This window comes from Mesorhizobium sp. B2-4-15 (assembly GCF_006658505.1).
In the GTDB taxonomy this organism is placed as follows: domain Bacteria; phylum Pseudomonadota; class Alphaproteobacteria; order Rhizobiales; family Rhizobiaceae; genus Mesorhizobium.
Genome location: NZ_VFUZ01000018.1, coordinates 106,209 through 125,842, shown reverse-complemented (window position 1 = coordinate 125,842; position 19,634 = coordinate 106,209). Strand labels below are relative to the sequence as shown.

The window sequence follows — 19,634 nt, the reverse complement described above, 5'->3', positions numbered from 1 at the left end:
CCCTTGTGGCACGGCTATCGCGTATGGAGTCTTGCGAAGAGGGACCCCCACCCTAACCCTCCCCACAAGGGGGAGGGAATGCTGCCGCGCGCAGCTTTACTTGCGCCTTGGGATCGAAAACATGCTCAATTTGCCAGGATCGGCGTCAACGGAAGTCTCCCTCCCCCTTGTGGGGGTCCGAAGGACGGGCGAGACCCGTGGCTCGCCCCGGCAAGTTAGGGGTGGGGGTACTCGTAGGGCGAAAGCCTTGGCCCCATATGCGATAGCCCTGCACTCGGTGGGGAGAGGTTAGGGGTGGGGGTACTCGTAGGGCGAAAGCCTCGGCTTTCCATATGCGATTGCCGTGCCCCTGCGGGAAGATGTCCGGCAGAATAGAGGGGCGCTGTCCCGCCAGCTTTCTTCGTGCCTCCTTGCATGATCCTTGCCCTGTCACAAAGCTGACAAGCACCGGTCCTAGCGTCGAAGAATTCCTCCAGCCATTCTCCAGCCACGAGGCGTCTCCATGATCAGGTCCTTCCTCTCGCTCTGCCTCGCCTCGACGGCGCTGGCATCGTTCGCTGGCGCGGCCCACGCCGCCCCTCCCGGCTACGACAAGATCGACACCGTCGTCGTCATCTATGCCGAGAACCGCAGCTTCGATAATCTTTATGGTGGCTTTCCCGGCGCCGATGGGCTCGCCAACGTCTCGGCCGACCAGGCGCGCCAGCTCGATCGTGACGGCAAGCCGCTCGCGGAACTGCCGCCGGCCTGGGGCGGGCTGACCGGCAAGGGCGTGACGCCCGCGATGACCGAGGCCCAGACCGCCCATCTCGCGAATGCCGTCTTCTCGATCGACGACCCCAAGGGCTTCAACGAGAATATGGGGGTCGTCACACGCGACCTCTGGCACCGCTTTTATCAGGAGCAGATGCAGATCGATGGCGGAAAGAACGACAAGTTCGCCGCCTGGGCCGATTCCGGCGGCCTGGTGATGGGTCATTATGACGGCTCCAGCCTGCCGATGTGGGCGGTGGCGAAGAAATACGTGCTGGCCGACAATTTCTTCCAGGGCGCCTTCGGCGGCTCCTTCCTCAACCACTTCCAACTCGCCTGCGCCTGTGCGCCGTTCTATCCTCACGCCGACACCAGCCCGGGAAAGGGGCTGATCGCCGTGGTCGATGCCGGCGGCAAGACACTGAAGGTCGCCGACGACTCACCGGCCTCGGCGCTTGGCGGGGCGCCTAAATTCGTCAATGACGGCGCCATCACGCCGGATTTTTATGCCGTCAACACCATGCAGCCGCCCTATCAGCCGAGCGCCAACAAGCCGGTCGAAGGCGGCGACAAGGCGCTTGCCGACCCGGCGCAGCCGACCACGCTGCCGCCGCAGCACGACATCACCATCGGCGACCTCCTGTCGCTGAAGGGCGTCGACTGGGCCTGGTATGCCGGTGCCTGGCAGGTAGCGCTCGACGGCAAGAACGCGACGCCGGTGCCGAATTTCCAGTTCCACCACCAGCCGTTCAATTATTTCGCCGCCTACGCGCCCGGCACCGCGGCGCGGACCGAGCACCTCAAGGACGGCGGCATGGAGGGCGCCGAGTTCATCAAGGCGATCGACGAGGGCAAGCTTCCGGCCGTCGCCTTCTACAAGCCGCAGGGCAACCTCAACGAGCATGGCGGCTACACCGATGTGGCGAGCGGCGACCAGCACCTTGCCGATCTCGTTTCGCATCTGGAGAAGAGCCCGCAATGGAGCCACATGCTGGTGGTCATCACCTATGACGAGAATGGCGGCTTCTGGGATCATGTCGCGCCGCCCAAGGCCGATCGCTGGGGCCCAGGCAACCGCGTCCCGGCCTTCATCATCTCGCCCTATGCGAAGATGGGCACGGTCGACCACACACAGTATGACACGACCTCGATCCTGCGCTTCATCACGGCGCGCTACGACCTGCCGGTGCTCTCCGGTATCGTCGCCCGTGACAAGGCGCTTGCCGTGAATGGCGAGCCGCCGATGGGTGATCTGAGCGCGGCGCTTGACCTGAGCCGGTAGAGGCGGCCGAGGCAAAAGGGGCCATCGCGCCGCGAAGGTCCCTCTCAGCCGCCATTGACCAAGGCAAGAATGAGCTTCTGCAGATTGCCGCCCTGACCGAGTTCGACGCGGTCGAAATCGCGGCTGGACTGCCGCTGCGCCTGCGAGAGTTCGGACAGGCGTTTGGTCATCTCCGTGCGGATCTTGCTGCATTGGGGATCATCCGGGACCGTGAGGCCGACGGTCGCCGCCTCGATCTTGCGCACCATGTCGACAATGCTGGCGCCATGCACCTTCTCATGGGCATTGACGCCGGCGAGGAAAACCTCCCAGTTCTTCTGGACGGCTGATGGCAGCGGCGCGGTGGGACTGGGCAAGGTGTAGGTGATGATCAGCTTCGGCTTGGCCGACACCAGCACGCAGGCCCCGCCACGCGCCTGATAGTCCCTGGTCCAGGTCAGTTTGAAATTGGTGTGGGCGATGGCGTGGGCAATGCCGACATTCGGCCCGTTCTCGCCGATCGACCGGTAGAGCTCCAGCCCCGACTGGCCCGATATGGCATAGGTCTCCACCTTCTCGACCGGCTTCCAGCCGGCCGCTGCGGCTGCCAGGGGCCAGGCCATCAGCGCGACCGGCAAAAGACGCAGACGAACACGGTTTGTTGGCACCACTCTCTCCAAATCGGCCCGGACGGCTTGCCCAACAGCCAATGTCACCGGACCGCTTTTCCTATATGCTGCCGGCGGGTGCTGCAAATGTTTGGAGGGACTCATGAGAGCAGGATATTTCTTCATCGTTTGTGCCATGACCGTATTGCAGGCCGCGCAGCCGGTTCTTGCCGCGCCGTGCAGCGGCTGGAGCGCGAAGATGGAGGAAGACGAGGGCGGCAGCGTGCTGACAGCCTCGGTCTGCGGCGGGCCGAAAGGCGATGCGCGCCTGATGCTGACCTGCTTCGACAATCCGGTGCTGAGCTATGATCTGGGCGCCAGCGGCCAGCAACTGGAGCCCGGCATCAGCGGCGCCTTCGATTTCAAGGCCGACGGCAAGACGGTGACGAAGACGCTGCAGCTCGAAGCCATGTACAATTATTTCGTGGCGGACCTGGCCAAGGCCGATCCGCTGCTCGACCTGTTGCGCGGGAAGGGCGAGGTGAGCGTGAGCGCGGACAAGTATGGTGCGAACAGTTTTCCGCTGAAGGGCTCGGGCGGGGCAATAGGCAAGGTGCTGGCGCAGTGCGGCAAGGCCAAGCCGCCCGATGACGCGGATTGAGCCTGAAAGGGTTGCGCAGGTCCCCCGCCATTTCTCTCCGTAAACGGCAGGGCAATCGCAAAGGGGGCCGTGGCTTTCGCCCTACGAGAGTACCCCCGCCGCACGGCACTCGAAGCCGCCGGCGTCATCTTCGTCGCCGAGGATGGCGAGGGACCAGGCGTGCAGCTGAGGAAGGCGAAGTGATGGTCGTGAAGCAAGGGCGACGAGGAGGACTGCTATCGGGCGATTCCTCAAGCTGACGTGTGATTAGCGCAAAGGTACTTTGAATGCCTTCTGGAGGTTCGGAACCTTCCTACAGCGGCTTATGCATCGTCATACCGTTCGCACCGAACAAACGACTGTAAAATTCAACCGCGTAGCGGTCAGTCATTCCCGCGATGAAATCGCAGACGGTCCTGCACTTGTTCAGATCGTCGCCATTTTTGTATATTTCTCTAAAATCCCTCGGTAGCAATCTATCGCCGCCTTTTTCATTAATAGCGTCATATATTTTCTTGATTATGTCTTTCCCTCTGTATTCTACTACCTGCAATGCTGGTGCCCGGATAACTGCCTCATACGTTATGTTTTTTAGTACCTCGACGGTTATGAATGTTTTCAGATCCAGGCGCACATTGTGCAACTGCGGATGAACCGAATTGGGCTGCACCTCGACCCCTTGGATAAAAGCTCCGACAAGATTCGATGTAAACGCAGTTCTATAGTAACCATCTTCAGCATATAGTCTTGATCTTTGCTGCGCTTCGACTGAGAAGTACATCTTTTTATATTCGTTTGTTGACTTCCTGTTTTTCAGAATCGCTATTTGTTCTGTTCCAAACGTGAACAATTCCGAAAAAACGTCATGCAAAATCTCGTGCACGTCTTTAACGGTTATGCGCGTAGAAACTTCAGGATACTGCTTCGCCAGCCGCTTGTTGATGGTAGTGACAACGTTGTCATAAATCGCAAAATCAAGAGCAAAAAGATCTAAAGGGCTAAGAAACCCGCTCTTAAATACGTCCTCAAGATCATATGTCGAGTAAGCGATGTCGTCGGCAATGTCCATTATTGAACATTCAACAACTTTGAATTTTCCGACGTACTTTTCTCCAAGCACCTTCTCTTTGATTTTCTCTACCAATTGCCTGTCGGATTCGTAAAAACCTTTGACAACCTCGTTGCGCTTATCCTCGGGTCTGTCGCCAGACCGGATCGGGATCACCGAGTCGTATTTCAATATAGAGGCAAGCGATCTATAGGTGAGATTTAACCCACACCTCTGATCTTTTTCGTCGGCGAAGGGACGCAGATCGTCCGGCGCCGTTAAAGTTACCTTCTTCTCAAGCCGTGACAAGATGCGGAAGGTCTGAGCGTTGCCTTCAAACCCGCCGAAGCTTTCCCGCATACACTCATCGAGGGCCTCTTCACCATTGTGTCCAAATGGCGGATGCCCAAGGTCATGCGCCATGCCGGCGAATTCGACGAGGTCCGGGACCAACTTTTGGGCCGGATCGGCAAAAAGCTCATGAGTAGCATTTAGCCTTATCGCAATGGATTTTGCGATCTGGGCCACTTCCAAAGAGTGCGTTAGTCGATTTCGAAAGAAATCACCCTCGTGACCGGGAAAGACTTGGGTTTTGCCTTGCAACCGGCGAAAACCAACGCTGTGAATGAGGCGCGCGTAGTCTCGGCGCCATTCGTCGCGGTAGTCTTCAGAATTTTGGGTGCCAACAACGCGTCCGTGATCGGACTCAGAATACAACGAACGCATGGCCCCCCGGCGCTATTTTCGCTTTTCGATAAAGCTACCGTTAGCCGAGGAGCGCTCTTTGAGCAATGTCCAACTGCCGCTAGGACTTTCAACGGCCGTCTGTAGCGTGCGCAGCTCTCGGACGACAGTCCTGTAAACGGGATTCTTGTCGGTAGCCGCTGCAGCGGTTGCGGCTTTCTTTCCGGACATCATAGTCATGGACTTCGCCATTACCATCTCTCCCTTGTTTCACGAGATGCTATCGGATTTGGCTCTGAAATGACAGCTATGACGAGGGCGCAGTGTCACATCGCTCGATTGCGAATTGATTAAACGCCCGGTTTCTCGGTCTGTCAGAATCAACGGATGTTACGCACTGAAGTTCCGCCAGATGCTAGCCGAAAGCAACTCGATCCACGCCCTATTTTCGGACATCCGAACGCGATAGGAAGTGGAGGATAGCCGCGCTCCTCGAGAGCCCGTCCCCCCTAACCCCTCCCCACAGGCGGGAGGGAGACTCCCGTTGATGCCGATCCTGGCAGATGGAGCATGTTTTTCGATTCCGGGGTGGAAGTAAGATGCGCGCGGCAGCATTCCCTCCCCTCGAGGGGAGGGAATGGGTCTCCGGTAACGGGATCAATGGGCCAGCCGCACGCCTGGGCTCTTTCCGCGACGCTGGCGCATGCGGGAATTCTTTCAGGCTCTATTCAATTTGCCGGCAAGAGCGGATATAGGTCAGCTAAGTTGACCTATATTCGAAACGTCCGGGGAGGCGTGTCTTGACCCTTTTGAACCTGTTGGCTTCGCGCTCCTCGCGCATGAAGGCTTCCGAAATCCGCGAGCTGCTGAAGCTGCTTGACAAGCCTGATATCATCTCCTTCGCCGGCGGCATCCCCGATCCGTCGCTGTTTCCGGCCGATGCCATCCGCGATGCCTATGCCGAAGTGCTCAGCGGCGCGGAGGCGGGGGCGGCGCTGCAATACCAGGTCTCGGAAGGCTATCTGCCGCTGCGGCGCTGGCTCGCCGGGCAGATGGGCAAGCTCGGCGTCGCCTGCGACGAGGCCAACATCTTCATCACCTCCGGCTCGCAGCAGGCGCTGGATTATCTCGGCAAGCTGTTCCTTTCGCCGGGCGATACCGCGCTGGTGACATGGCCGACCTATCTCGGCGCGCTGCAGGCCTTCAACGCCTACGAGCCGCGCTATGACCGGCTGCGCCCGGAAGGCGGCAACATGACGCCTGACGCCTATCGCGCGGCGGCGGCCGCGAATGGCGGCAAGGTCAAGTTCGCCTATCTGGTGCCTGACTTCGCCAACCCGACCGGCAACACGCTGGACCGGAAGCAACGCGAGGCCGTGCTCGACCTCGCCGGCGAACTCGACATCGCCGTCATCGAGGACGCCGCCTATCGCGCGCTGCGCTATGACGGCGAGGGCGTGCCGCCGATCCTGGCGCTCGACTGCATCAGGTCCGGCGGCATCGACAAGGCGCGCACGCTCTATTGCGGATCGTTCTCGAAAATCCTGTCGCCCGGCATGCGTGTCGGCTGGGTCTGCGCACCGCGCCATGTGGTGGAGAAACTGGTGCTGATGAAGCAGGCTTCCGACCTGCACAGCCCGTCGATCAACCAGCTGGTCATGCACCGCGTTGCCGAATCGGTGTTCGACGGCCAGGTGGAAAAGCTGATCGGCGCCTATCGCGAGCGCCGCGACGGCCTGCTTGCCGCGCTCGAGGCCAATATGCCCGAGGGTGTGACCTGGAGCCGGCCGGAAGGCGGCATGTTCGTTTGGGTGACGCTGCCGGAGGGGGCCGATGCCACCGAACTGCTGGCGCGGTCGGTGAAGGAGGCGCGCGTCGCCTTCGTGCCCGGTAATGCCTTCTATGCCGACGGCACCGGGCGCAACACGCTGCGGCTGTCGTTCACGCTGGCCGACCGCCGCGCGGTGACCGAGGGCATTCCAAGGTTGGCGGCCCTGCTGAAGGGGTAATCCCGCCGCGCCCGAGGCTTCAGGGGCCGTTATGCGTGCCCTTGATGCTGCCGTCCTTCGAGCCTGGTGAATGGCACGAAGGACGGCGTGCCTCCATTGTAGATGTCGGCGCGCATGACCTGGAACCTCCCGCCTCCTGGTGCTTGGTGACCTTCAGTCCACACCTCACTCGACCTTCGATGGAGCCGTGTTGAATCCCGATGCGATCGAACTGAAGACGCACGATATCCGGCTCGGCATCGCCTACAAATTCTGAACGGGACCGTCCTGCCGGCCCGTGTCTCGGCTGATGCCGAATGGCCACACCGGCCGGCCAAGTGCTGCGGCGCATTCCAAGACAATTCCGGTGCGGTTCAGCCCAAGACGCGGGTGGCGAACAATGCAACATCGGGCTCTCGACACCAACTGGATCCCCGCTGAGCATTTCCGCAGCGGGGAAGTGCAACACCCTTGGGGCAGCAAACAACAATGAAAACGATTCTTCTCGCTACGGCCTTTGTTCTCGCGCCAGTCGGAATGGCATCTGCGGCCGACATCAATGAAACCTTGCCCGTTGCCGCCGGCTACACCTGGTCCGGCCTCTATGCCGGCGTTCATTTTGGCTACGCCGCCGGTAAATCCAATCTCTTCATCGCTGGCGCTGGCATTGGGGGCACCGACGTCAACGCTCCCCTCGATCCGGACGGTTTCATCGGCGGCATCCATATCGGCTTCAACCAGGAAATGGCGAACCGCTTCGTGCTCGGTGCCGAGGCCGACATTGCGTACAGCAATGTAGATGCGATGGCGACCTTCGCCGGCGCCGGCGCGTTGCTCAAGAGCGAACTCCAATGGTCGGGGTCGGCGCGGCTGCGGGCTGGCTATGCGTTCGATCGGACCTTGCCTTACATCACCGCGGGCGTGGCCGCGGCCAAGTATGAAATAAGTGTGATCAACACCAGCGGTTCATTACTAATCCACGACGAAACGCATCTTGGCTGGACGGTTGGAGCCGGCGTCGAGCACGCTTTCACCGACAGGTGGATCGCTCGCGTCGAATATCGCTACTCCGACTTTGGCAAGAAGGATATCTCGGTGCCGCTTTTTGGTCCTGACACGGTTGCGAATACCGATCTTAAGACGCACGATGTACGGGTCGGCCTTAGCTACAAGTTCTGACCCATCGAACCGAGCAAATCCCGCCCTCGCGCCGGGGTTTGCTCGTGCCTGAAACGCGCCACCATGGACACTACCGGCCCGCCTCGGTGACCAACACCAAGTGAGGCGGCTGGCGCTGCGCGGCGGACACTGTCCGGAAATTTGCCAGCCGCCGCGCAGGGCCAACTTGCCAGAGATCCGGCGGAGCCGGGCAAGGCATGTCAGTTGACACCGCCGCGCGTATTGACGACGCCCGGTCCGAATTTAAATTCGGAGCCTTGCGAGGAGGTGTCTTCATGGAAATCCAGGAACTGCATCACGGCCCTTGTAGAACCGCCGGCTGACATGGAGATCGCTGACCATGAGTTGGAGGTGGTCGATGCTCCGGTGCGCGCGCGTGTATGGAGAGGTCTTATCTGCCAACCACAAATGCCATCCGGCGTGTAGATGGCGCAGGTGGTTGCGCCCTGAGGTAGGAGCGCGACAACACGAGGGACGTCATGACGATTTGATAGGCGGTAATGGTGGCGCCGACGACAGGCAGAACCAGAGACAGGGATCCTGGATTTTTGGGATCGATGCCCAGCAGAGTGAACAGCAGCATCAACGCCACTATGAATAGAAGAGTGATCAGGCCGAACGAGATGAGCAGACGCGGAAACGCATAGCCGAACACCTTGGAACCACGCTTGCCGGCAGCCGCAAGTGTTTGATCATCGTCGGCAATGACCGCAGGCAACATCGTACCCCATTTTGCGAACGCAGCGATGCCGGAAAAAACCCAGACAAGAATTGCCGCCAACAGGGCGACTGACGCATGAACGCCGCCGATGACCATGGCAATCCCGACCGCAAAGGGAGCTATCGCGCCGAGAAAGCCGAGCAAGAGGCAACGTCTTACGAAACTGAAAAAAGCCTTAGGCCTTTCCTTCAGCCAATTGGATACCTGGTCGGTATCTAGCTGCGTCAAAACCGCGATGTGAGCAGGAATAGCCAAGAAGGTCGACGTCATTACGCCGACGAAGATTGAAGCTCCCGAATTGACTTTCACGAAGCTTTCAAGCACCGCCAGCGCGCCAGCCAAAACGATGTATCCAAGAACCCATCTACGGTTGCGGATATAAACTTCGAGTGAAGCCGCCCAGATATTGTCTTCGACCATGACCCATCCCCTATAGCCACCCGGACGCGCAATCAGTATACGCACCGCGTTACGGCTTTCTTAATTGAATTTGGCAAACCTTTATATTTGCAAAATGAGCTAATTAGATAAGTCTAATATCACTACTTGTCGCGATAGGTGGACAGGGCACTACTTTTTCTCTGGACGGCCTCTACTGAACAACCGCTATCGTGTACTACGATGCCGGCACTCTCGAGTGACGTAGACCAGACTTGCCGCGTTCTCGGCGCGAACGCATGGAAATGACTTTCCGACATGCGACGGCGCGCCAAGTCTTATGTATCTGAATGTATCCGATCGTCGTTCGCGAAGAGCCTTCCCCAAGCATGGCCGGATGCTCGCGCGCCAAATGTCCGCAGATCGGTTTTCATCAATCTCGTATTCTCGTATGCGAAATTGAACTGAGCCCTGAGGCGTCGCATGAGTCCGTTGCCCGAAGCCGTGCCGTTTTTCAGCCAATGGGAAACGCCTGACATGACGCTGGCCGTGCTCGCCGACGGCGCCGAGGCGGCGTTGCGGCGGGATCCGCTGTGGCGGGGTTCGGGTGCCGAGACGCTCGACGAATACGCTCTCTGGGCCGCCAACATCTGCGGCATGGCGTGTCTCAAGATGATCCTGGCGACGCGGGGCGAGATCGTGCCGACGGTCGTGCTGGCGAGACGATGCACTGGATATGGCGGCTATGTCGTCAGCGGGGGATCGATCAAGGGGCTGATCTATGCGCCCTTCGTCATTTTCGTGAAGGCGGAGTTCGGCCTGGACGCCGAGGTGATGACCGGTGTCGCGACAGCGGACATTCCGGCGATCCTTACCCGGTCGCGCTTCTTCATCGCTTCCGTCAGCAGCTCGATCCGCTGGCCCGAGCGTGAACCGCCGTCGAAGGGCGGCCACCTGGTGCTGGTCACTTCGGCACCCGATCAGGGTTTTTGCTTCCACAATCCGTCCGGCCATACCAGCGCCACACAGGCAAACGCAGAGTTGGCGCCATCCGATTTCGATCGTTTCTTTGCCAATCGCGGCATTGCCGTCGCCATTTGAGTTCGAGGGAATTTCCATGAAGGACAAGATCAGGGTCGCCATCCTTTATGGCGGGCGCTCGGCCGAGCATGACGTCTCGCGCCTGTCGGCCGCCAATGTGCTGAAGGCGATCGACCGGACGCGCTACGAGGTGGTGCCGATCGCCATTTCCAGGGAGGGCAAATGGCTGCTGCAACCGTCGTCCGACGCCATCGGCGACGGGGCAGGGGCTCCGCTGTCGGCGGATGGCGCCGAGGTCGCGCTGTTGCCCGGCGGCAAGGGCCGGCTGGTGGCGGTGTCGAAAGGCGGCGCCCAGCCTGAACTGCCGCCGGTCGATGTCGTCTTTCCCGTCCTGCACGGTCCGTTCGGCGAGGACGGCTCGGTGCAGGGCTACGCAGAGGTTGCCGATGTCGCCTATGTCGGCTGCGGCATCCTCGCCTCGGCCGCCGCCATGGACAAGGATGTCGCCAAGCGGCTCATGCGCGAGGCCGGGCTCGCCGTTGCCCGCTCCGTTACTGTGCATCGAAACGATGTCGGTTCGTTCCAGGAGATCGCCGGGGCGCTCGGGTTGCCGTTCTTCGCCAAGCCGGCACGCCAGGGCTCGTCCTTCGGGGTGAGCAAGGTGAATGACAGGGACGGTTTCGACGAGGCCGTCGAAACGGCTTTCCGCTACGACGGCAAGGTGCTGGTCGAGGAGTTCGTCGACGGGCGCGAGATCGAGTGTTCGGTGCTGGAGCGGGCCGACGGCTCGCTCACCGTGTCGCTGCCCGGCGAGATCATTCCGGCCGGCAAGCATGGCTTCTACACCTATGAGGCCAAATATCTCGACGCCGACGGCGCGGTGGTCAAGGTGCCCGCCGATGTGCCGGCCGCGATTGCCGACAAGGCCAAGGAGATGGCCGCGCGGGCTTTCCGGGCGCTCGGCTGCGAGGCCATGGCACGCGTCGATTTCTTCCTGCGCGCTGACGGTTCGCTGCTGGTCAACGAGGTCAACACGCTTCCCGGCTTCACCGACATTTCGATGTACGCCAAGGCGCTGGCGGCGACGGGCATCGGCTACAGCCAGGTCATCGACGTGCTGATCGAGCACGCGCTGGCCAGGTATGCGACGCGCTGACGGTCGATCCCGTTCGGGAGCATGTTCTCCCCGTCATGGCTGGTAGCGCAAGGTATCGACCAGCAGTTTGAAGGCCAGGGAGGCGTGCCGCCGGCTGGGGCAATAGAAGTGGTAGGCCGGCAGCGGCGGCGTCCATTTGCCCGGCGCCTTGACCCGCCGCCCGGTTTGGCGTCGCCGGGCTATTGCATCGAGGCATGTTGACGAAGATCGGGCGGGATCATCGCGTCCTCGCCACCATCCGCGACGAAACCATTTCCAGGCAAAGCCAATCCGTTGCTCCGAGCGTCGAATTCTATCGGCGCGCCAAGCAGTTGGGCGGCCCGCAGGACCAGATATTCGATGTCCTCGAGGGCGACGTTTTCCACAAGGTTCCTGACCCTGACCTGCTCAGCCACCGCCGCGATGTTGACGATGCCCTTGTGGAATGCCGTCTGGACGGCCGAATTGACGTCATCGCGCAGGCGCGTGGAGAAGTTGTACCGCATCGAAGCCTCCCACAGGCGAACGGTTTCTATTTTGGTAGGAGCATGCACCCATGGCCGGCGTATGACAAGTGGAAATTTGAAAATATTAAACTAAATCAATTAGTTAGCATAGTTATGCAAACGTGCGACCAACGCCGGATCCCCATCATGCGCGGGTTGCGCCGTTCACCCATTGGCAGAGCTTGACGGATGATGAAAGCAATCCTAACTATGAGTTGAGTGAGATAAATACTAACTCACCGTATTTTAGTCTTGAGCGAGGAAACGCGCATGGCTGAACTGGAACGCCCGGAACGATTGCAGATCATGCTCACCGCGGACGAGCTGGCGGCCCTGGAAAACTGGCGCTTCGAAAGGCGCATGCCGAGCCGTTCGGCGGCGGTCAGGGAATTGCTGCGGCGCGGTCTTGCCTCCGAAGGCTTCCTGACGGCGGAGCATGGCGTCAAGTCACAGGAATTCGGCGTTCTCATGCCCGATAGCGGGAACGGCAAGGTAAACGGTCAGCCCGGTAAAGCGGCCGATCGGTCGTCGGAGTGAGGGGCGCTTTGGCTGGGATGCGCCAAATGCACGGGGAGCGATTGCCTTGATCCGTTTGCGCGCTACCTCATGGCAATGAGCGAAGTCGTGGCGGCGGTAACCGGCATTATGGACGATGAGAGGCAGGACGCGACCGCCGATGCGCGTCTCGCGGCCATTGTCGATTCCTCGTTCGACGCCATCATCAGCAAGGATCTCAACAGCATCATCACCAGCTGGAACTCGGCGGCCGAGCGCATGTTCGGCTACAGCGCCGAGGAAGCGGTCGGCCAATCGATCCTCATGCTGATCCCCGATCACCTCAAGAGCGAGGAAACCGAGATCATCAGCCGGATTCGCAATGGCGGACAGGTGGCAAGCTATGAGACGACGCGACGGCGCAAGGACGGCGTGCTCATCGCCGTCTCGCTGACCGTGTCGCCGATCAAGAACGCGCGTGGCGAGATCGTCGGCGCCTCGAAGATCGCGCGCGACATTTCCGCCGCCAAGGAGAGCGAGCGCCGGATCAGGCTGCTGATGCGCGAGGTCAACCATCGCGTCAAGAACCAGTTCGCCGTCATTCTGTCGATGGTGAGGGAGACGAGCAAGCGTTCGAGCGATCCGCGTGAGTTCGAGGAACTGATCCGTGCCCGCATCATGGCGCTGTCGCGCTCACATGACCTGCTTGTGACCTCGGAATGGGCGGGCGCCAGCCTCTTCGACTTGATCCAGGAACATTTGAAGCCTTTCGGCCGCGAGGAACAGATAACGCTCTCCGGCCCGGTTCTGACGCTGCAGTCGAACGCGGTGCAGAATCTCGGCATGGCGTTCCATGAGCTTGGCACGAATTCGTCCAAATACGGCGCGCTGGGCACCGAAGACGGCCGGGTCGAGATCACCTGGACGATCGGCTCGGGGGGCCAAGGTTCGCGTGCTTCAGGCGAACGGGAATTCCAGCTGTTGTGGGAGGAGACATCCAAGCCCCGCCCAGGAACCAGGCGCGACGAGACCGCGCGCAAGGGTTTCGGCACGGTCGTGCTGCAACGGGTGGCGCCGCAGTCACTCGGCGGCTCCGCCATCCTGGAACGGTTGCCCGGTCATCTCAGTTGGCGCCTCAACGCGCCGCTGACATCGATTATCGTGCCGCAAGTCGGCTCCGACAACGAGGCCGCGGTGGGCTTCGGCCCCTGAAGAGCGTCCCGGTTGACGCTGGTCTGGCCGTCGGGAGCCGTGTTGGTCGGCGACCACGGTTTGGTTCAGTGCCGCTTGAGCGGCCTTGTACCGGGCGGGGCGGCGGGCTTCCCACCACCCCGCCTTTACCGGTCACGGATGATGGAGATGCCTTTCGGCATCGACTTCTCCAACCGTGAAGCTCTGGAATCCCGGCATCAACTGCCATATGGCGGCAAGGCCGATGATTACATAGGCCAGGCGAGCCAGGGTGGCCCCCCCGAAAACCATGCCGATCACGTCATGGCCCGTCAATCCCATGACCAGCCAGTTGAGACCGCCAAGGATGATGAGGGCGAGAGTGACGAGGTTCATGACACGCATAGACGCCTCCTGATGTTGCCCGACAAACGTCTGCGAAAAAAACGCCTGTGGTTTCAGGCGGTTCCATTGGTCACGACATTGTGAACGATGGCAACGATCCGTGGGTGCCTCGCGAAACCAGGCCGGCGGGGTGGGACGGGCCGTTCGAAAGGCGTTCCAACAGCCCGCCCCGGCGCCAGGACGAGTGGCGGGGCAACTCACTCAACCAGGATATGCGCCTCGCGCGCGGCCTCGACGAAGGCCTCCCTGGCGGTATCGGGAGAGACGTCGCCACTTGTCGCACGGCGGCAGGCGCGCAGTGCCGACTGATGCTTCGGGCTGCCTGCGTCGCGCCAATGTGTGGTCAGCAATTCGATGGCCTGCTGTGTATTGGACAGGTTGCGGGTGGCCCCGGTGACGCCGACCGAAACCACCACGGGCTTGGAGAACCACGCAGTTTGCATTGGAACCTCGACAAGGTTGCGGGCTTAGAACGCGTGCCGCCGCGCGTGGTTTCATGCCTGCCAATCACTCTAGCGTGAGGCCAGGGAGCACCGGCCCGTGGCATGGCCCAAGGCCTGGTTAGACGCAATTGCGGTCGCGAAACCGTTTCACGCTTTTCCTGGAATGCTTCAAAGGATGTTGGTCGTCACCTCGACGATGATCGCGGCACCTTCCAGTTTGCCGTCGGGGACGTGCACGACGCGCGAGACCCGCAGGTCCTGGGGACTTCCGTCGACCGACAGGGAAACGCTTTCTCCAATCCGCGGCACCGCCTGGAAAATGGCGTTGGTGGCGTCCGGCCGGTTGTCGATGGATATACGGCAGTTGACGGTCATGGAATGTCTCCTGTCTGGCCATGCCCCCAATCGTCAACGCCGGGGTCCATCAAATGGTTTCAGGAGGGGCGGCGCAAAACCGGTGCTGCCCTGATGAAGGGCTGGTTCCCGCTCATGGGCTCGAACCACGATTCACGCCTTCAAAGGGCGCTGTCCTACCATTAGACGAAGCGGGAGAAGCGAGAACGGTTATGACGCCGGCGCGGCGGAGCGTCAATTCGGGAAGTTGTTGACCGGCTCTTCGCAACGATAGACCGGGCAATGCCCGTCGCGGGACGGGATATAGGCCGACATCGGCACTTCCGGCCAGTCGCATTCATTGCCGAACTGCCTGACATAGCGGTCATAGGTGTTCGGGCCGGTGGTCAGCACCACGGCGCGTTGGCTCTGGATCATGGCCCGGATCTCGGCGCAGCTCATGCCGCGGCTGTCGGGCCGGGCCTCGGCCAGACCGGTCGCCGCGAGCATGGGGACCAGGGTCATCAACAGGATTCGAACGCGAGCGGACATGGCGGTTTCTCTTGGTTTTTGATGCGGTGCCAGGCTCTTGAGGCAACCGTGGGCGGACGACCGCTTCACACCTTTGCGGGAGTTGCCCGAGCGGACATGCATTGTCGCACAAAACCCATTATCTGTCCGCCAGTTCCGCGACAGGCTGTGCGTTGCGCCAGCGACGCTTCCAGCTGGCGGGAGGGAAGTGGCCAACCTTTTCGGCCGATGGACGTTGTTCCTGCGAAGGGAAGGCCGCCGTGGGCGGCCGCGCAAGAAAGGAGGCCGGGATGAAACCTCTCGCCATCGCGTCCCTGATGTTGGCGCTGGCAGTGCCGGCGGCGGCGCAGACGCAGCCGAATACCGACAGCCAGGCGAAACAGACCGACAAGTGCCGTGCACAGACGGATCAAGGCGGCAAACAGCCGCTTGGCGGCGGCAATTTGACCGAAAAGCTCAATGATTGCGGCGGCGTGCTGAAGCCGCCGCCCACCGGCGACCAGGGCATGGCCGCGCCGGCGCCTGACGAAGGCAATACACCGATCATCAAGCCGGGCGAAGTGCCGGCGCAGCCGCCACAGAAGTAAAAGCCAATTCGTCAGCATTATTGCTGGGCAGAGGAACCTCGTACAAGGCCAAACGTTTCTTTTGACAATTGGATTTGAAAGGAACGGATCGTGAGAGATATTGTCATCACCGCCACGTTTCTTGCTTCCATCGCCATCGTGATCGTTTTGATGTTGATGGCGCCTAAGAGTTTCGGGTTCGAGACTTCCCATCCGATCGTGAGCGGCGATCTGCCTACCCCATAATCAGGAGCGGTTCGGCAACAGAAAGGCAGGCGGGAATTCGCCTGCCTTTCTGTTTGAAACCGGACTGTTTCCTTGTCCTGGCGCGATTGCGGACGGAAAACCGCTACGCGATTTTACCGGAACTGCTCTAACGAATGAGAAGGCCGGCGTGATCGCACAGCGCCGTGAAGGCCTCCTGTGCCTGAGCCGCGCCGGCATTGCTTTCGAGCGCCGCCTCGATCTTTTCGCGCGCGGCCTGATAGAAGGGACCGCGCTTGGCATGCGGCCAGTCGATCAGGATTTCACTGGCGTCCTGAAGCGTGGTCACCTCACGGATCGTGTCCGAGCCATGGGGCTTGACCCGCATCGGGGTCGGCAGCATCAAATCGGCCATTGGTTTTGCCCGCTATTGCAGGATCCGCGCTTCGCGCGCGGCGTCGATCATTGCCTCCATCGCCTTTTCCGGCGCCGTCCAGCCATCCAATGCATCGCGGCAGCTGCGCCACGCCGCCCGGTATCGGCGGCCCCGGCCGGCCGGCCAGTCGCCGAGGCATTCCAGACCCTCCCAGGCGCTGCGCACCACGCGCTCCCGCTCGGGGGCAAATTTCAGGCGGATTGGTCGGGGAAACATCTTGTCGTTCAACGGTGGTCTCCGTGACTGGTAATTTCGCCCGGCCGAGCAGCGTTTTTTGGACAACGCAATGCAGCAAGGGCGGCGGATAACGCCGCCGACAACGGAGGGTTCCAATCCGAAAAATCAATTTTCAGTCCTGCGCGACGGCGTCCGACAGAGGTCTGGCCGCCGGCAAATCGGCGTCTGGCGCCTCCGGCCGGTCATGTTCGAATTGTTCGGTGCCGGGCAAGGCATGCAGCCAGGCCTCGCGCCGGCCGATCCACAATTCATATTCGGGAGTAAGGTCGGTCGGCGCGACGTCGAGGCTGCCAAGCATCACCTCGGCCTCATTGTCGCCGACCCAGGCAACGCGGCCGCCGCAGGTCGGGCAAAAGCTGCGCGTGCCATAGGAGGCGACTTCGCCCGATGTCTCGAAAGCGTCGCGCGGCCAGATGGCAAAGGCCGAATAGACCGAGCCGCCCGCCTTGCGGCAGTCCTTGCAGTGGCAAAGACCGACCCGCGACGGCTGGCCGGTGACGACGAACTGCACGCCGCCGCACAGGCAACTGCCGGTCCTGCGTGTGGTGTCGGACATGGTGGCGGCCTCCCTTCGTCAGTCTGCCATGCCGCCGGCTATCCGCGCGCGGCCATGTGATTGTCAAGCTTCTTCCTCGAGGGGCCATAGCGCTTGATGATGGTCTGTGCTTCGCTCTGCGGGATGCCGTATTTGCGGGCGAAGGCGGCGACCTCGTAGGTCTCCTCGCTCGAAACCAGCCTGCGGTCCTGTTTGATCTTCGATTTGTCGTCGGGCATGCCAGGCCTCGCTTTCCGTCAGCGGCCGGTCGCGAAGGCGTCGAATTCCCCGGTTCGCCACGCAATGCCGCGGTCAGACATAACAGCGATCGACGCCGCTGGTTCCATGGAAGGCGGCGGACGGACCGGATAAGGCCTGCCCGGCGCCGGTCGCAAGCGGTCGGTTCAGGCCGAGGGGCAGACGGGGTCAGCGTCGTGCCGGCTGGCGTCGCCGCATTCGGCGCAAGGTGCGCTGGCGCCAGGGCAGCCGCGCTGGTGCGTGCCGGCCGGGCAGCAAAGGCCGTTGGAACTCGTCCAGCGCGGGCATTGGAAAACCTGCCCGGTGCCACCGCAGCCGCTGCACTCCAGAACCGGTGACCGGACCAGATGGGACACCGTCCCCAATCTGACGCTCGCGCCCAATTTTTTTGCCCACCCAACACCGCACCGGTCATGCCCGTGCATTAGCCCCGCCTTGACGATAGCACGATCATGGTTACGAGCAAGTTCGTGATTTCGTCAGCGCCGCATGCCGCGGCGCGCCGATGGTCAAGGCCTTGGCCAGGCTTGATCCTTCCCTTGAACGCTGGGTACATCAGCTGGCAAACCGGAATCAGTTGTGCCGGATTAGCCAGGGGCGGGGACAGCCGGGGAAAAATTTGCCGAGGCCTGTCGGATCGGTGCCTGCCGGCACGTCCTGTGGGCGAACCAAACTGGAGAACGACCATGCCCTCGCAAATCGCTCAATCGCCGTGGCAGACGGCGGCCCTTCTCATTGCCCGCCTGATCTTTGCCGCCGTCTTCCTCATGGCGGTGACCTTCAAGTTCATGGGCATGGGCGCCACCGCGGGCTACATCGCCGCCGCCGGTTTTCCGTTTCCGCTCTTGCTTGCCTGGTGCGCGGCGATCCTGGAGGTCGCGTTGGTGCTGTGTCTCCTCAGCGGAGCCTTCTTCTCGCAGGCGGCCCTTATCGCCGCGGCCTATGTGCTGTTCCTGGCCTTTGCCTTCCACGGCCCCAGCCACTGGGCCGGCAACCAGGCCGAGTTCGGCTTTTTCGTCGACCATTTTTCCTTCCTGGCCGGCCTGCTGTTCGCGGCGGTGCACGGACCGGGAAGGATGCTGGCGCTGAACCTGGGATGGCCGGGCAGGGCGTGAGGCCGAGACCGCTGTCCCGGCCGATGCGGCCCAGGCCGGTCTGGGTTCACATCTGGTCGTTATAGGCCTCCTTCATCTGGCCCACCATGCGGGCCAGTTTCGAAAAGGAGGGTATGTCCGCCTCCGGCTGACACTGGTTGGCCAGCTCCAGCAGCCTGATGGGAAAATTGACGGCGTCCCTGCTCGACGACGACATGCCTTCGGATCGTTCCTCGCTGGTCTCGCTGGCTTCGGCTTTACGCAAGGCGATGTCGATCTCCTCGGCCGACAGCACCCCCTTTCGGACAAGGGCGTGGTTGATGGCGGCGATGGCCATCAGCAGACCTTCGATTTGCAGATTGGCGACGTTCATGGTTTTGCTCCCATTCGATGGATTCCAAACGCATGAAGGCCTATTCCGATCCGGATGACGGTGCGATGCCCCTTGATCGGGCGGCTGACGTTCCATCGGGCGCGCCGCGATGGAGCCGCGTGTCCGCGATGCCTTGTGCGGGAAAAGAGACTATACTGGCGCGGGCCGGGTAGGAAGCAGGAGGTCTGTATGCGACTTGCTCTAGCCTTTGGTTTTATCATGGCGATGACGACGGCCGCGGCCGCCGGCATGACGATGACGTTCGAATGGGGGCCGACAGCCAAGTGCTTTGATCCGAAATCGCCGCCGATAACACTCTCGGGCGTTCCCGCCGGGACGAAGACCCTGGCGTTCAGGATGACCGACCTGGACGCGCCCGACTTCAAGCATGGCGGTGGAACGGTGGCCTTCGCCGGTCAGAAAACCTTGCCCTATGGAACCTTCAGCTATCGCGGGCCATGCCCGCCCAAACCGCACACTTACGAGATCTCGGTGAGGGCGCTCGATGGCACAGGTAAGATCCTCGCCACGGCGAAGGCGCGAAAGCGTTTTCCGTGACACTGGGGTGCAACGGCCTCGACGGGGCCGGATCCACCATTCGGGATCGTGCGC

25 protein-coding genes, 1 tRNA gene and 1 pseudogene are annotated in these 19,634 nt (G+C 61.4%); 13 read left to right on the top strand and 14 right to left on the bottom strand.

From position 1 onward, the window contains the following. Positions 1-502: 502 nt before the first annotated feature. Entirely contained in the window at positions 503-2,035 is a 1,533-nt protein-coding gene (locus FJ930_RS21085; RefSeq protein ID WP_141839950.1) for an acid phosphatase, read from the top strand. 44 nt (positions 2,036-2,079) lie between these two features. On the opposite strand, the gene FJ930_RS21080 is transcribed toward FJ930_RS21085, so the two are convergent. Beyond that, positions 2,080-2,637 carry a DUF922 domain-containing Zn-dependent protease gene (locus tag FJ930_RS21080; protein WP_141839958.1) on the bottom strand — a complete coding sequence of 186 codons (558 nt, stop codon included), beginning with the start codon at positions 2,635-2,637 and terminating at the stop codon, positions 2,080-2,082. Between the two features lie 148 nt (positions 2,638-2,785). On the opposite strand from FJ930_RS21080, the gene FJ930_RS21075 reads away from it, so the two are divergent. Beyond that, complete coding sequence (locus FJ930_RS21075; RefSeq protein ID WP_246676973.1) at positions 2,786-3,283, top strand: hypothetical protein; 498 nt, start codon at positions 2,786-2,788, stop codon at positions 3,281-3,283. A 99-nt stretch (positions 3,284-3,382) separates the two neighbouring features. Then, a pseudogene (locus FJ930_RS21070) lies at positions 3,383-3,466 on the top strand (transcriptional regulator); the annotation flags it as partial. A gap of 109 nt (positions 3,467-3,575) precedes the next feature. On the opposite strand, the gene dgt reads toward FJ930_RS21070, so the two are convergent. Beyond that, positions 3,576-5,036: a dGTP triphosphohydrolase gene (dgt, locus tag FJ930_RS21065; protein ID WP_141839949.1), complete on the bottom strand. Its 1,461-nt coding sequence runs from the start codon at positions 5,034-5,036 to the stop codon at positions 3,576-3,578. Between the two features lie 797 nt (positions 5,037-5,833). Here dgt and FJ930_RS21055 point away from each other — a divergent pair. Further along, entirely contained in the window at positions 5,834-7,003 is a 1,170-nt protein-coding gene (locus tag FJ930_RS21055; RefSeq protein WP_181763437.1) for a PLP-dependent aminotransferase family protein, read from the top strand. 468 nt (positions 7,004-7,471) lie between these two features. Then, the gene (locus tag FJ930_RS21050) at positions 7,472-8,161 is read left to right on the top strand and encodes an outer membrane protein (RefSeq protein ID WP_141839946.1); all 690 of its coding nucleotides are present in this window, start codon (positions 7,472-7,474) and stop codon (positions 8,159-8,161) included. 391 nt (positions 8,162-8,552) lie between these two features. On the opposite strand, the gene FJ930_RS21045 is transcribed toward FJ930_RS21050, so the two are convergent. Next, complete coding sequence (locus tag FJ930_RS21045; protein ID WP_141839945.1) at positions 8,553-9,302, bottom strand: hypothetical protein; 750 nt, start codon at positions 9,300-9,302, stop codon at positions 8,553-8,555. Positions 9,303-9,743: 441 nt separating this feature from the next. On the opposite strand from FJ930_RS21045, the gene FJ930_RS30540 reads away from it, so the two are divergent. Together FJ930_RS30540 and FJ930_RS21035 are read left to right on the top strand one after the other, a co-directional pair. Beyond that, positions 9,744-10,361 carry a hypothetical protein gene (locus FJ930_RS30540; protein ID WP_246676972.1) on the top strand — a complete coding sequence of 206 codons (618 nt, stop codon included), beginning with the start codon at positions 9,744-9,746 and terminating at the stop codon, positions 10,359-10,361. 16 nt (positions 10,362-10,377) lie between these two features. Then, complete coding sequence (locus FJ930_RS21035) at positions 10,378-11,457, top strand: D-alanine--D-alanine ligase family protein (RefSeq protein WP_140741589.1); 1,080 nt, start codon at positions 10,378-10,380, stop codon at positions 11,455-11,457. 179 nt (positions 11,458-11,636) lie between these two features. Here FJ930_RS21035 and FJ930_RS21025 read toward each other — a convergent pair whose 3' ends face one another. Continuing rightward, a complete protein-coding gene (locus tag FJ930_RS21025) occupies positions 11,637-11,942 on the bottom strand; it encodes a hypothetical protein (protein ID WP_140741591.1) in 306 nt (101 codons plus the stop codon). Positions 11,943-12,212: 270 nt separating this feature from the next. On the opposite strand from FJ930_RS21025, the gene FJ930_RS21020 reads away from it, so the two are divergent. Together FJ930_RS21020 and FJ930_RS21015 are read left to right on the top strand one after the other, a co-directional pair. Next, the gene (locus tag FJ930_RS21020) at positions 12,213-12,479 is read left to right on the top strand and encodes a hypothetical protein (RefSeq protein ID WP_140741593.1); all 267 of its coding nucleotides are present in this window, start codon (positions 12,213-12,215) and stop codon (positions 12,477-12,479) included. 69 nt (positions 12,480-12,548) lie between these two features. Then, positions 12,549-13,649, top strand: a complete 1,101-nt coding sequence (locus FJ930_RS21015; RefSeq protein WP_181176333.1) for a PAS domain S-box protein — start codon at positions 12,549-12,551, stop codon at positions 13,647-13,649. Positions 13,650-13,781: 132 nt separating this feature from the next. Here the strand turns inward: FJ930_RS21015 and FJ930_RS21010 are convergent, their stop codons facing one another. The 5 genes from FJ930_RS21010 to FJ930_RS20990 form a co-directional block, all read right to left on the bottom strand. Beyond that, positions 13,782-14,012 carry a DUF378 domain-containing protein gene (locus FJ930_RS21010; RefSeq protein ID WP_140741595.1) on the bottom strand — a complete coding sequence of 77 codons (231 nt, stop codon included), beginning with the start codon at positions 14,010-14,012 and terminating at the stop codon, positions 13,782-13,784. Between the two features lie 197 nt (positions 14,013-14,209). Then, positions 14,210-14,455: a DUF982 domain-containing protein gene (locus tag FJ930_RS21005; protein WP_140613195.1), complete on the bottom strand. Its 246-nt coding sequence runs from the start codon at positions 14,453-14,455 to the stop codon at positions 14,210-14,212. Positions 14,456-14,623: 168 nt separating this feature from the next. Next, positions 14,624-14,830, bottom strand: a complete 207-nt coding sequence (locus tag FJ930_RS21000; protein ID WP_140741599.1) for a hypothetical protein — start codon at positions 14,828-14,830, stop codon at positions 14,624-14,626. 102 nt (positions 14,831-14,932) lie between these two features. Then, positions 14,933-15,006 (bottom strand) — tRNA-Gln (locus FJ930_RS20995). Positions 15,007-15,043: 37 nt separating this feature from the next. Beyond that, entirely contained in the window at positions 15,044-15,340 is a 297-nt protein-coding gene (locus tag FJ930_RS20990) for a hypothetical protein (RefSeq protein WP_181176334.1), read from the bottom strand. A 269-nt stretch (positions 15,341-15,609) separates the two neighbouring features. Here FJ930_RS20990 and FJ930_RS20985 point away from each other — a divergent pair, with 269 nt between their 5' ends. Together FJ930_RS20985 and FJ930_RS30765 are read left to right on the top strand one after the other, a co-directional pair. After that, a complete protein-coding gene (locus tag FJ930_RS20985) occupies positions 15,610-15,906 on the top strand; it encodes a hypothetical protein (protein ID WP_140741603.1) in 297 nt (98 codons plus the stop codon). Between the two features lie 90 nt (positions 15,907-15,996). Next, entirely contained in the window at positions 15,997-16,131 is a 135-nt protein-coding gene (locus FJ930_RS30765) for a hypothetical protein (RefSeq protein WP_281408916.1), read from the top strand. 127 nt (positions 16,132-16,258) lie between these two features. Here FJ930_RS30765 and FJ930_RS20980 read toward each other — a convergent pair whose 3' ends face one another. The 4 genes from FJ930_RS20980 to FJ930_RS20965 form a co-directional block, all read right to left on the bottom strand. Further along, positions 16,259-16,504: a DUF982 domain-containing protein gene (locus FJ930_RS20980; RefSeq protein ID WP_140741605.1), complete on the bottom strand. Its 246-nt coding sequence runs from the start codon at positions 16,502-16,504 to the stop codon at positions 16,259-16,261. A 12-nt stretch (positions 16,505-16,516) separates the two neighbouring features. Next, positions 16,517-16,753, bottom strand: a complete 237-nt coding sequence (locus FJ930_RS20975) for a DUF982 domain-containing protein (RefSeq protein ID WP_140613191.1) — start codon at positions 16,751-16,753, stop codon at positions 16,517-16,519. A gap of 121 nt (positions 16,754-16,874) precedes the next feature. Further along, positions 16,875-17,318 (bottom strand): GFA family protein, encoded by a 444-nt coding sequence (locus FJ930_RS20970; RefSeq protein ID WP_141839944.1) that lies wholly within the window; start codon positions 17,316-17,318, stop codon positions 16,875-16,877. Between the two features lie 38 nt (positions 17,319-17,356). After that, the gene (locus tag FJ930_RS20965; protein WP_140741609.1) at positions 17,357-17,536 is read right to left on the bottom strand and encodes a DUF3606 domain-containing protein; all 180 of its coding nucleotides are present in this window, start codon (positions 17,534-17,536) and stop codon (positions 17,357-17,359) included. A gap of 705 nt (positions 17,537-18,241) precedes the next feature. On the opposite strand from FJ930_RS20965, the gene FJ930_RS20960 reads away from it, so the two are divergent. After that, positions 18,242-18,670: a DoxX family protein gene (locus FJ930_RS20960; RefSeq protein WP_141839943.1), complete on the top strand. Its 429-nt coding sequence runs from the start codon at positions 18,242-18,244 to the stop codon at positions 18,668-18,670. Positions 18,671-18,716: 46 nt separating this feature from the next. Here FJ930_RS20960 and FJ930_RS20955 read toward each other — a convergent pair whose 3' ends face one another. Then, positions 18,717-19,022, bottom strand: coding sequence for a hypothetical protein (locus tag FJ930_RS20955; protein WP_140613187.1), 306 nt, complete (start codon positions 19,020-19,022; stop codon positions 18,717-18,719). Between the two features lie 189 nt (positions 19,023-19,211). Here FJ930_RS20955 and FJ930_RS20950 point away from each other — a divergent pair, with 189 nt between their 5' ends. Further along, a complete protein-coding gene (locus FJ930_RS20950; RefSeq protein WP_141839942.1) occupies positions 19,212-19,580 on the top strand; it encodes a phospholipid-binding protein in 369 nt (122 codons plus the stop codon). The last annotated feature ends 54 nt before the right edge of the window (positions 19,581-19,634 follow it).